This is a genomic window from Rhizobium sp. BK098, from assembly GCF_014193155.1.
Lineage (GTDB): Bacteria > Pseudomonadota > Alphaproteobacteria > Rhizobiales > Rhizobiaceae > Rhizobium.
In genome coordinates this window covers 446,364-457,325 of record NZ_JACHYY010000003.1, presented here as the reverse complement: position 1 = coordinate 457,325, position 10,962 = coordinate 446,364, and the positions used below count along the sequence as shown (strand labels likewise).

At 57.7% G+C, this 10,962-nt stretch carries 14 protein-coding genes and 1 pseudogene; 5 read left to right on the top strand and 10 right to left on the bottom strand.

The window, feature by feature from the left end; genetic code table 11:
- Window positions 1-2: 2 nt before the first annotated feature.
- The 5 genes from FHT73_RS11445 to FHT73_RS11425 all read right to left on the bottom strand — a co-directional run bounded on the left by FHT73_RS11445 (window position 3) and on the right by FHT73_RS11425 (window position 5,351).
- On the bottom strand, window positions 3-866 hold the full coding sequence (locus tag FHT73_RS11445; protein ID WP_112337773.1) for an alpha/beta hydrolase: 864 nt from the start codon (window positions 864-866) through the stop codon (window positions 3-5).
- 309 nt (window positions 867-1,175) lie between these two features.
- Entirely contained in the window at window positions 1,176-2,006 is an 831-nt protein-coding gene (kynA, locus tag FHT73_RS11440) for a tryptophan 2,3-dioxygenase (protein WP_112608942.1), read from the bottom strand.
- 383 nt (window positions 2,007-2,389) lie between these two features.
- A complete protein-coding gene (locus FHT73_RS11435; protein WP_183711676.1) occupies window positions 2,390-2,677 on the bottom strand; it encodes a hypothetical protein in 288 nt (95 codons plus the stop codon).
- Window positions 2,678-2,781: 104 nt separating this feature from the next.
- Window positions 2,782-4,167, bottom strand: a complete 1,386-nt coding sequence (locus tag FHT73_RS11430) for an MFS transporter (RefSeq protein ID WP_183711674.1) — start codon at window positions 4,165-4,167, stop codon at window positions 2,782-2,784.
- Window positions 4,168-4,403: 236 nt separating this feature from the next.
- Complete coding sequence (locus tag FHT73_RS11425) at window positions 4,404-5,351, bottom strand: dihydrodipicolinate synthase family protein (protein WP_162711712.1); 948 nt, start codon at window positions 5,349-5,351, stop codon at window positions 4,404-4,406.
- A 162-nt stretch (window positions 5,352-5,513) separates the two neighbouring features.
- Here FHT73_RS11425 and FHT73_RS11420 point away from each other — a divergent pair, with 162 nt between their 5' ends.
- From FHT73_RS11420 to FHT73_RS11400, 5 genes and pseudogenes are all read left to right on the top strand, one after another.
- Entirely contained in the window at window positions 5,514-6,545 is a 1,032-nt protein-coding gene (locus FHT73_RS11420) for a LacI family DNA-binding transcriptional regulator (protein ID WP_112608936.1), read from the top strand.
- A gap of 126 nt (window positions 6,546-6,671) precedes the next feature.
- A pseudogene (locus FHT73_RS11415) lies at window positions 6,672-7,166 on the top strand (ABC transporter ATP-binding protein); the annotation flags it as partial.
- Window positions 7,167-7,397: 231 nt separating this feature from the next.
- Window positions 7,398-7,607, top strand: coding sequence for a cold-shock protein (locus FHT73_RS11410; RefSeq protein WP_112338766.1), 210 nt, complete (start codon window positions 7,398-7,400; stop codon window positions 7,605-7,607).
- Between the two features lie 787 nt (window positions 7,608-8,394).
- Entirely contained in the window at window positions 8,395-8,532 is a 138-nt protein-coding gene (locus tag FHT73_RS11405) for a hypothetical protein (RefSeq protein WP_183711672.1), read from the top strand.
- A gap of 258 nt (window positions 8,533-8,790) precedes the next feature.
- A complete protein-coding gene (locus tag FHT73_RS11400) occupies window positions 8,791-9,036 on the top strand; it encodes a hypothetical protein (RefSeq protein ID WP_112337785.1) in 246 nt (81 codons plus the stop codon).
- Between the two features lie 192 nt (window positions 9,037-9,228).
- Here FHT73_RS11400 and FHT73_RS11395 read toward each other — a convergent pair whose 3' ends face one another.
- The 5 genes from FHT73_RS11395 to FHT73_RS11380 all read right to left on the bottom strand — a co-directional run bounded on the left by FHT73_RS11395 (window position 9,229) and on the right by FHT73_RS11380 (window position 10,894).
- Window positions 9,229-9,534, bottom strand: coding sequence for a YkgJ family cysteine cluster protein (locus tag FHT73_RS11395; RefSeq protein ID WP_112609153.1), 306 nt, complete (start codon window positions 9,532-9,534; stop codon window positions 9,229-9,231).
- 23 nt (window positions 9,535-9,557) lie between these two features.
- Window positions 9,558-9,845, bottom strand: coding sequence for a hypothetical protein (locus tag FHT73_RS11390; protein ID WP_181476323.1), 288 nt, complete (start codon window positions 9,843-9,845; stop codon window positions 9,558-9,560).
- A 117-nt stretch (window positions 9,846-9,962) separates the two neighbouring features.
- Window positions 9,963-10,238, bottom strand: a complete 276-nt coding sequence (locus tag FHT73_RS11385; protein ID WP_112337786.1) for a hypothetical protein — start codon at window positions 10,236-10,238, stop codon at window positions 9,963-9,965.
- A 93-nt stretch (window positions 10,239-10,331) separates the two neighbouring features.
- On the bottom strand, window positions 10,332-10,637 hold the full coding sequence (locus FHT73_RS29465) for a DUF6481 family protein (RefSeq protein ID WP_112608932.1): 306 nt from the start codon (window positions 10,635-10,637) through the stop codon (window positions 10,332-10,334).
- 32 nt (window positions 10,638-10,669) lie between these two features.
- Window positions 10,670-10,894: a hypothetical protein gene (locus FHT73_RS11380; RefSeq protein WP_112608930.1), complete on the bottom strand. Its 225-nt coding sequence runs from the start codon at window positions 10,892-10,894 to the stop codon at window positions 10,670-10,672.
- Window positions 10,895-10,962: the final 68 nt, after the last annotated feature.

Below are 10,962 nucleotides of genomic sequence, written 5' to 3'. Positions count from 1 at the left end.
TTTCATTCCTCGCTCAAAAAACGCTGGAGCGAGTTTGCAAGGTCGACCGGATTTTCTTCCGCGACATGGTGACCGCTTTCGATACCGTGGCCGGTGACATTCACCGCCCATAAGCGCCAGATTTCCCTCGGATCGCCGAAGAAGTATTCCAGATCGTCTTTCGTCGACCAAAGGCAAAGCAACGGGCATGCGATCCGTTTACCGGCAAGGCGGTCCTGCAGTTCATCTTCCCGATCAACGGTCAATCCTGCCCGATAATCCTCAATCATCCCATGGACGACCGCGGGATCGTGGATCGCCGTCAGCAGATCGTCATAGGCCTCTTTCCCCATGAAATCAGGGTGAATGCGGCTGTACCAAGCCCGAGGGTCGGCATTGATGGCCTGCTCGGGCTTTTCCGGCTGCGCGAAGAAGAACCAATGATACCAGTCACGCGCAAAGCGCCAATCCATCCGTTCGAGATGCTCGATGATCGGAATGCTGTCGATCACGGCGACCTTGGTGACGATCTCGGGATGATCGAGGGCAAGGCGGAATGCCACGTAGCTGCCGCGGTCATGACCCGCCACGGCAAAAGTCCGATGACCTAAAGCCTGCATCAGCGCTACACAGTCCAGCGCCTTCGCCCGTTTCGAAGAATAACGGCTATCCTCGCTGTCAACGGGCTGGAAAGACTTCCCAAATCCCCTGAGGTCAGGGCAAACAATCGTGAAGTGAGGAGACAAGAGGTCTGCGACATGGCCCCAAGTCATATGCGTTCGCGGATGGCCGTGCAGCAACAGCAATGGCGGCCCGTTGCCGCCGTAGCGGACGCGTAAAAGGCCGGGGCCGACGTCGATATAATCCAGTGTCATTCCGCTGAACAAATCCCGCCTCCCTCGAATATTCGCTCCTTGCTCCTTACGTTTGCGGCATCGGATTGTTCCAACTTTACCCGTTACGCCGATTTTCCGCGGAAAACTCCGATTCGGTCGAACGGCGACCTTTCATATCAAGGCGAGGCTCGCACAATTAATTCTACTTTAATTTGTCAATAGAAGTAGACACATCACGACCTCAGCTTTCTGCTTACCTTTTGAAAATTGGGCGATGGTCGCAGACCGCGTGCATAGACGATAACCATGCACGACGTGAAGCTGCACGTTTCGACAACGCCGGCCAGGCTTCCAGCCACGCTAAAGTTCAGTGCGCACGCGCCACAATTCCGGGAAGAGTTCCACCTCCAGCATCCGCTTCAGATACGAGGTCCCGGCTGTTCCGCCTGTCCCGCGCTTGAAACCGATCACGCGCTCGACCGTGGTAACATGGTTGAAGCGCCAGCGCCGGAAATAGTCTTCGAAGTCGACCAGCTTCTCGCCGACTTCGTAGGCTTCCCAGTATCGCGACGGGTCGCGATAGACCGTCACCCAAACGGCCATAACACCCTCGTCGAATTGCCATGCCTGACGCAAGTCCCGCTTCAGCACCTCCTGCGGCATGGGCAGGCCGGTACGCGCCAGCCGGCGCAACACTTCATCATAGAGCGAGGGACGCGCAAGTTCGGCTTCCAGCATCTCCAGAATATCAGGCCGATGTTCGTGCGGCTTCAGCATTGCGAGATTCCGGTTTCCGGCCGCATATTCGATCAACCGGTATTGCCATGACTGGAAGCCGGACGACTGGCCGAGATCGTCGCGGAAGCGCGTATATTCCGATGGCGTCATGGTCCTCAAGACATCCCATGCGGAATTCAACTGCTCGAAAATCCGAGCCACACGGGATAGCATTTTCAACGCTTCCTGCGTTTGATCGGCTGCGATCATCTTCCTGGCTGCCTGGATCTCGTATAGTGCAAGTTTCATCCACAATTCGGACGTCTGATGCTGGATGATGAAGAGCATTTCATCATGCGCCGATGAGAGCGGGAGCTGTGCCGTCAGAATCCGATCGATCTGCAAATAGTCGCCGTAGGACATGCGCTGCCGGAAATCCATCTCGGCGCCATCTTTCGAAGGATCATAGGTCATTCTGGCTTTCCTCCTCCCGGACATGAAATTCGGGAGGACCTCCCGATATGAAGCGAAGCGTCGTCGCCGGTGCCATTGTACAATTTTGTTCGTGAATCGGCAGGCGCGACGTTGCTTTTAGCATATGCGCGGCGAACACCGCGCAGCTTTTGCGAGGTGTTTGAGGTTACCCTTGCCCGCAGTCTGAACTCCGGCTTGTACCCGCCCGGCAGCCAACCATCAGACTTTGCAAATCCATACGACAAGGGCGCCTGCTGTCGCAGACGCCGTCATGCCTTCGAACTGCGGTGCCTTTCAGAGCCGGTTCAGGCGATATCGCCGGTGCTCGGCTTTAGGTTGCGCGACGGTTTGGTCATGAGACTACCACTCCCGTCGAGCTGCGATCACCAGCGATAGTAGCGGTGATGGCGATGGTGGTGACGATGCTTGTACCAACCGTGATGATGGCCGCGCCAGTAGTGGCTCCGGTAGCTGCGGTGCGATTTCCAGTGGTGATGCCGGGGATGTCGCGACCCGTGCCAGTGGCGACGATGATCATAACGGACCGTTTGAACAGATGATTGGACCTCTGGCTTCGTCATGTTCATCATCGGTGCAGCCGACGCGGCACCCGCACCGATCAACAGGCCGACAGCCAGAAATGCGGCAAGCAGATTGTTAAAGATTTTCATAGCGAACCTCCATCAGTGCCATCATCCTGAAGTCAAGCGGCTGAACGGAGCATGAATGCCTGCAGCTCCCGCGTTCATCAGAAGGAACAGGTAATGCAGCGGGATTAGGGAGAGAGTTCTTCCAGCGTCCGGCCTTTGGTTTCCACGGCGAATACGGCGGTGACAAGTGCGCCGAGCAGCAAAATTGCAGCGAATGTCATAAATACGTACTGGATACCCATCGACGAGAGCAGGAAACCCGTCACGATCGGGCCTGCCGAGGATCCTAGGCGAAGCCACGCACTTCCGGCACCCGTCCCGATTGCCCGCAGGCGCGTAGGATAGATTTCTGCGGAGTAAAGATACAGCGAGAAGGTGACCGTCTGGACGATCGCATAGGCAAGACCTGCCAGCACCAATACCTGTATGGCGGATGTCGCTCCGAGCCATGCGAGGATGGCAAGCGGGACGGGAGCGATGAGCAATGCTCCCGTATACCAGCGCTTGCGGCCTACCCTATCGATGAGCAGCGCGCAGATAACCGCTGCAACAACGCCACCCACCGATGTCGCGAACCCATAGAATATGCTGGTTTCAAGCGGCAGGTTGAAGGTCTGACGATAAAGGGTGGGCAACCAGCTAATTGTGCCGTTGGCGACCAGATAGGCGCTGAACCACATGGCCCAGATGGATAGCGTGCGCTTGAGATAGATGCCTTGGAAAAGTTCCCGCCAGTCGGATGGCTTGCGCACAGGCACTGCGGCATGTTTCGGCTCGGGAAGCGTCTTGCCTGCGGCACGGGCGCTGTCTTCGAGCTTGGTGACGATGCGATCGGCTTCCTCGTAACGCCCGTTGGCAACGAGCCAGCGGGGTGACTCGGTGAGGAGCCAGCGCAGCGGGATCATCAATACAGCCGGGATCAGGCCGACGACGAACATGGCCTTCCAACCATAGAGCGGCACCATGAAATAGCCGATCAGGCCCGCACCGACGAGGCCGAGCAGGAACATCACTTCGTAGAGAAGAAAGAAACGCCCGCGGCCCTTCGAGCCGATCAGCTCATTGATGTAGGCGCTGGCGACCGGAACTTCGCCACCGGTGCCCACACCCTGAACGAAGCGAAACGCCATCATCGTCGCCGCGCCGGCTGCAAAGAGACAGGCGATGTCCATGCTGACGAAAAGCAGGATAGTGAAGAGAAGAACCTTCAATCGACCGATCTTTTCGGCTAGCCAGCCGAACAGGACGGCGCCAATCAGTTGCCCCAGATATCCCATCGACAGGATCATGCCCGTCTGGCCGGGTGTCAGGCCCCATTCGTGCACGAGTACCGGCATGGCGTAGGCAATGGCGATAACGGTGTAACCGTCGAAGAATGTCGCGGCGCCGACGATATTGCGAGCCCAGAACACTTCTCGGGTGACGGGCAACCGCTCCAACCGCGCACTTATGTCGGCTTGCGGATCGATGACATGCGCAACCGGCGCCGTCATTCGCTGTTCGATATTCATTTCATCCTCCCTCTGCCCGGTCTCCGGCTCCCCGACCAGGCATTGACCTACGTATTGAACATCTTGCCTCGGCTGCCGCTCAGCCCGCAGGCGGTGATCCGAAGCTGCGGTCCTCTACGGGCGAAGCAACTTTCTGGCGCATCACAACCGCCGCCTTTAGAGAGCGTCGCTCCCCGACGCATCTGCAGTCTCCCCCTCGAATACGCCTCCGCCGATTGACGGCAGAGGCGTGTTTTTTATTCGGCCGCCAAAAGCTGCCCGACACGACCGATGCCCGCCGCGTCGAAAGCGGCGAAGATTTCAGCCTCGGCCTTTTCCCCGAGGTTCTTCAGCGGCTCGCGGATCGTGGCATGATCGAGCACGCCGCGATGGACGAGGCCAAGCTTGAGGGCGACGGTGCCTTCCATATGCGAACCCCGGTGATAAACGGCGCGGGTAACCGGCAGCAGGCGCTCGAAGATCTTGCGGGCTTCCGGATAATCCTGCGCCTTGCCCGCCCGAATGAGATCTATGAGCAGCTCCGGTGCGATGTTGCCGTAGCCGACGAGCAGGCCGTCGACGTCGAACATGGTCGGCAAGAGCCATTCGTCGTGGCAGCTCAGGATCTGCAAGTTCGGATTGGCCTTCTTCAATTCTGGAATTTCCACATACCAGCGCTTCATGTTGCGAACGCCGTTCTTGGTCGCAACGACCCCCTCCTGGGTCGCAATTGCGAGCTGCGTATCCAGATCGTAGGAGGCCTTGGTGGCATCCGGATATTGGAACAGGATGCACTGCAGACCGGACTCTTGCCAGATCGCCTTATAGCGATCCTGCGGCGCGCCCTTCTGGAAGCCAAAACGCAGCCAGCCATGGTTTGGATAGACAAGAGCCCCCGTGGCGCCCGCGGCCTTGCATTTCTTTGCCTCTTCGGCGGCAACCTTGGTGCCCTCGCCCGTAATGCCGGCGATGATCGGAATTTCGCCGTTCACGGCCTCGACGTAGGTACGGATCAGCTTGAGGCGTTCCTCTTCGGTCAGGAATGTGCCTTCGCCGGCGTGGCCGAGGATGACGAGGCTCTTTATGCCGTCCATCGATGCAAGCCACTTCGCAATCCGAGCGTTCGCCGCATAGTCGACTTCACCGTCGCGGGTGAATGCGGTCACCGGTGCGGGGCTCAAGCCCCTGAGGTCCATTGGGTGCATGGGTAGTCTCCTCCTTGTCGTCGCTGTCCGGTTCACAATCAGCAACGGGATCGTTAATGGGAACGTTCCCACTATCGTTTCCGATTTCTCTGGAGTCAACAGGATTTTTCAGGCATCATCAGATCCATACGTAGATCACACTCGCCGGCACGGAAATTCCGAATGAATTCAATAGTGGAAGACAACGCTCGCCAGTCGCGCATAACGATTCTCGACGTCGCGGCGGCGGCCGGCGTTTCGAAGTCGACAGTGTCGCGAATTTTGGATGAACGCCTGCCGCGCTCGGACAGCGAAACAGCCAGGCGCGTCAGAAAGATTGCCGAGGAACTCGGTTACGTCAGAGATGTTTCTGCAGCCAGTCTTCGTCGCGGCAACACCATGACGGTCGGTATTATCGTACCGAGGCTCACGGACACCGTTATGGCGATGCTCTACGAATCCCTTGCAAAAGCCTGCAGCAGGACCGGGCGGTTCGCCATCGTCGCGACTACGGACGACAGAGCGAAAGCAGATCGCCTCGCTGCGGAGTCACTTCTGAAGCGAGGCGTCGATGGACTCATTTTATCGACGGCGCGCGACGACGATGACTTTCCCGACATATTAGCCGCAAGGGGGGTGCCGACGGTTTTGGCACTTAGAACCGATGGCCATAGTCTTTCGTCGATCGGCGACGACCGGCTTGGGGGATATCTCGCCACGCGGCACCTGCTCGATCTTGGTCATCGGAGGATCGGAGTCATTGCGGGTCCCTCCTATGCCTCCAGCGCGCGGACCCGTGTGGAAGGCTATCGCCAGGCCATGACTGAAATGGGACTGGCGATCGATCCACCCCTGATCGTCCCGTCGACCTTCGGAATTGAATCCGGAGCGGAAGCCGCCGAGAAAATCATGCACCTGCCGCAGGCGCCGACGGCAATATTTGCGGTAAACGACAACACAGCCATCGGTGCATTATCGGGCCTGATGCGTATGGGTCTGTCGGTCCCGGGCGACGTCTCGCTGGTCGGCTACAACGATATTCCGATCGTCAGCCACCTTTCTACGCCGCTGACCACCTTGCGAGTGCCCTTCGAGCAGATTGCTGCAAATGCGCTCGATTTGTTGGGAGGCGAGGCTATACCGCCGGATGATCGCATTCGGGTGTCGGCCCCGACACTCATCCCCAGGAAGTCGACGCGATCCATCGTTCTCTAGCAGTTGATAGGGTTAGAACCAACGCCCATGAAGCAGCAAGGATGAACTCGCAATGGCTGTCGGACATACCCCGCCCGCCTCTTCGCAAGAACTTGCACCCGTCCAGCGCGGGCAGCCATCATCAGTCAGGGCGCCTTGCCGCCGCTGACCGAGGTGCTGCATTCGGCGCTTTTCCTTGCTATCGTCGTCACCGCCTGGACCTTCGACGTTAGCTTTCCGATCATCGTGGCCTTCGTCGTCTTGCTATACAGGCTGCAGCCACATGTGCGCGCCTTGCAGCAGGCACGGAGCCAGATGCAAGGCTGGAGCGGGTCGCTCGAGCAAGTCCGCTGGCTGCTTGACGCCTCCGACAAACCGCAGCCACCGGCCGGGGATCTGCCGGCTCCCAGACTGAACCGCGAAATAAAATTCGATAAGGTAAGCTTTCGCTATCCTGGCTCCAACGCGCGGCCTGTGGTGCTGCGATCCGCCAGTTTCGAGATTGGCCATGGCCGCTCCACTGCCCTGATCGGCCGATCGGGAGCGGGAAAGACGACGATCGTGAACCTCCTTTGCCGTTTTGTCGAACCTGACGAAGGCGAGATCCTGATCGATGGATTGCCGCTCAGCCGCATCGATCCCAGCGGCGACCATTTCTGGTCTGGGGGAAATAGCACGTGGCTTGGATGCGCACCGTCGATTTCCGCATTATCCATTGTAAAATCAAAAATTGAGCGTATATATAGGGCATCGACCATTGCTTGTGACGTCGTTCAAGAGCCCCGCGCTCCCGTCGGATCTCCTCTCAAATAATCGATCTTAGCCCGCAAAGCATCGCGGGCGCCACAACGATTGCTTTGAAAGGACATCGTTATGAATACTGGTACTGTGAAGTGGTTTAATTCCGTCAAGGGCTTCGGCTTCATTCAGCCTGATAACGGCAGCACGGACGTGTTTGTCCATATCTCTGCTGTCGAGCGTGCGGGAATGCGCTCGCTTTCGGACGGCCAGAAGATCAGCTACGACATCGTGCAGGACCGCAAGTCCGGCAAGAGCTCCGCTGACAACCTTCAGGCGGCATGAATTCGTCATTCGCTCCGCTGACCACGGATGTACTGGCAGCTGAGCCGAATGACTGTGAAAGGTCGGGTCCATGCCCGGCCTTTTGTTTTTCTGGGAATTGAGCTTGGAATGGTATTTGCCATAGCTCCGATGACAGGATCGTTTTCGAGATCTTGTAATGCGATAACGCGATAACATCGAACTGCAAGATACGAGGTTCCGCCTTAGCGCTGGAAGCTCGCGGCACCGCATCCTACAGTTTGCGCTTATACAGTGCGAATTTCTACACGTCAGTGAAGACAATATCGATGTCACGACTTCGACTGCGCCTAGATCCGGCGCAATGAGCATTGCAGCCGGTGCGATCGGTTCGCACCGCGCAGTAGAAGGGCAGCAGCCTGTCCAAGCGGCGAGACAGGCGCGTCCTAGACGTGAACAGCCGTGTCATAGGAATCGCCGCCCCGGTGGGCGGCCTTGCCCAAACAAAAGGAGGACGCGATGTCTTCCAACGAATATTCCGCATGCGTTTCACGAAACCTGGTTCGAACGAGTGCGTTCGGATATCGTGATCACGCGGATCTTTGCATGCTCCTGGAAACTGCCGTCGGCCGAGGCGCCGAGCGAAAGCTGCCTTTAGCAAGCATGACGGTGTTTCCCAATTTCGGCACCGTTTGGAAAATCTGCACGCCAACGGCCCGGCAGGACGTTATCTCCTCCCGCGTGAGTTAAGCGGTATCAGAAGAAACGCCAATCCAAATTTAAGCAGTTAAGCAGCGCCGATACTTATTCGAGCGCCGAGGAGAAAACGATGGCTAAGGGCCAAATGCGCAGCAACCGCGAGATCCGCAAGCCCAAGAAAGACAAAACACCAGAAGTGGCACCCGCCCCATCTGGCGCACAAGTTAAACTTGCAAGCCGCGCCCCAGCAAATCTGAACAAGAAATAGCACGCTGGCGCGCCATTAAGCGGGCGCGCTGTCGTACACAATATTTGAGGAACCAATGATAAATCATACCCCCAGACAATCTGCGGAAAAGCTTTTTCGCGTGCCCCGCGCCGAAGCAGGATCAAACGCCGAAAAGCTAATGAACCTTCGAGAGAGAATGCAGCGCCGCAGACGCGAGCTCAGAGAGACCGAGCGCGACATCAGAGACGCTGCGCGGGTAGAAGGTCAGCCCCCTTACCGAACCCGGAGGACAACGACGTGATCAGTTTCGATTACACGGACGGAGCGGGGGTTTATGCGGGCAAAGCGACACGCGGACGCAGCGGACTTCGTTACAGACGTTTCGAAACGGCAGCCGAAGCGCTCCGCTTCGCGGTCGAAGACATGCCTGGCGCGCAGCAGCGAGGATCTCTGTTGGAAGTAAATGAGGCGCGTTTCGACCACAATCAAATCCGGGCGCTCTACGACGCGCCAGATTACCCGCTTTCCCGGCGAAGCAAATGAAAAAGGCAGCATCCTAACTTTTCGGCTGGTGAAGTCAGGCCTTCCGAATGGATCTACCGGAGCCTGGAAAGGCCCGTAGCCTACTGATTTTCAATGAGAGACGGGCCACCCCCGTCGCGCTTGGCGGCGGCTAAGCGAGCCTGAGCCAGCTCCGTCACGAATACACGCACCAGTTCGGTCTACCATCATACGCTAGAAGCCGACTTTTGCGCGCGCTATCGTGCATGCTTCATCACCCGGAACACAAGCTCGACAAACGTCTGGCCGCACCTCGTACACGAGACAGGATGTGTTGATCCCGACCTCACCCGACAGTGCCGAACATCGCGAGCCCTCGCAACGCATGCCGCGCTGATCAGCTTCAACATAGTGGGGGGGTATCAAAGCCAGGTCATCGTCAGCTTCCGTCGTGAACCTTGGCCATTCAGATGAAAAGGAGCAGCATGCTCCGCAGGTTTGGCAATCAATCTCAGCGGTGGATGGTACGCCTGCCGTCAGGTCGCAGGGCGAATTTACCTGGGTCACTTGTGCTTGAGAAGCCAGAGCTTTCCCGCCATGGTGATCGCGCGTGGCGAATGTGCCTCTCCATCCGTTCCGTCGAGATTCCTGAGCAGGTCGAGTTCCGTAAGCCGCTCCACCGTTGTCGTGGTGGCCGACTTCACTTTGATCGGACGCTCTTCAAATCGATCCGACCTTGCGTAGGTAACGACGGCGTTAAGATGAGTCCAAGACCTGCCATCCGTAGAATGCAGGTCTCCACTTCTCGCGAGCTTCAGGGCTTGCACCTGAGACGGCGTCAGCGATGCCACAATGGCTCGTGAATTGGCCTCGACTTTATCTTTAGGACTCAGAAGCGATCTCCTTTGGTCGGCCGACATGATTTTCTCCTTCAATATCACAAAAACGAAGCCCTTTTCGCCGCCTGATCAAGCCCGGTCGTAGGTGAAGGAGGTCAGAAGGGTCGTCACAAAGTTGCTGGCTCGTTCCTTGACCAGCACTTCCGTCCATTCATCAGTGCCGCGGAGCCTTAGATCCGTATAGATGCTATCGACGGCCGCTTCTTCGATGCGCTTGATGTGCGTGTTGAACGCTGCTTCACCCTCGGTGCGATACATGTCACGGATGACCATGCGCAGGATTTCCTGGATCGCGATTTGCCAGGCCGTGTTGATCGCCTGCAGCTCTTTTGTATCAGTGGTCACAGTCGCTCCTAAAGCATAAGTGATTTCGACGCGGATGCATCAGTCCTACGTAGGCGATAAAGACCGTTGATCGGACGGAAGGCGCCTGAGGGCCTATGCTTGCCTGGCTTTACGATTGGCATAGCGCCTGTCTCGCTCGGCCTTGCGAGCGGCGTCGGCGACCGCCTGCTCGTTTGCTGCCTCGGCCTCTAGCTGACTACGCTCCACAAGTTTTAGACGGTCCCGTTCAATACGGCGGCCTTCACGAGCTTTGACAAGCAAGACCCGCTCGGCCTGCCTTGCAAGTCGAGAAGGCTCGGCTGCCGTTTTCGCGGCCCGGTAAGCTTGGAGAAGGGATGCTTTGGCGCCGGCGGCAGCTGACCGTCGGTCGGCGAGTTCGTTGTTTCTGTGGTATGTCAAATCCGTATCCTAAGGGCAGCAGGCGGTGATGATCAGCCTGCCTTTGCTCGTTTGGCGACCAGGGTGGATGTTGCCGACGCCTGCTCGGCTTGTTCCTTCGCGAGGCGCGCTTCTCGAAGCCGCAAGGTCTTGGCATTGCGTGCTTGCGCAGCCGACTCGAGCTCCTCCAGCGCGCTATTCTTGGCAAAAAACTCCCCCTGGACATTGCCGAAGGCGATCTCGGCCTGCTGGCGAGATTTACTGTATGTCTCTGTCATTGGGTTCCTCGATGTCGGCAACGGGCCGAAATGAAAAGGCCAGGCGAACTGCCTGGCCTCAGATGATA

Coding starts and splice junctions, on each gene's coding strand:
- FHT73_RS11425 (WP_162711712.1), bottom strand. CDS start 5,351: ATGCACCCAATGGACCTCAGGGGCTTGAGCCCCGCACCGGTGACCGCA.
- FHT73_RS11410 (WP_112338766.1), top strand. CDS start 7,398: ATGAATACTGGTACTGTGAAGTGGTTTAATTCCGTCAAGGGCTTCGGC.
- FHT73_RS11420 (WP_112608936.1), top strand. CDS start 5,514: ATGAATTCAATAGTGGAAGACAACGCTCGCCAGTCGCGCATAACGATT.
- kynA (WP_112608942.1), bottom strand. CDS start 2,006: ATGACCTATGATCCTTCGAAAGATGGCGCCGAGATGGATTTCCGGCAG.
- FHT73_RS11435 (WP_183711676.1), bottom strand. CDS start 2,677: ATGAAAATCTTTAACAATCTGCTTGCCGCATTTCTGGCTGTCGGCCTG.
- FHT73_RS11405 (WP_183711672.1), top strand. CDS start 8,395: ATGGCTAAGGGCCAAATGCGCAGCAACCGCGAGATCCGCAAGCCCAAG.
- FHT73_RS11380 (WP_112608930.1), bottom strand. CDS start 10,894: ATGACAGAGACATACAGTAAATCTCGCCAGCAGGCCGAGATCGCCTTC.
- FHT73_RS11430 (WP_183711674.1), bottom strand. CDS start 4,167: ATGAATATCGAACAGCGAATGACGGCGCCGGTTGCGCATGTCATCGAT.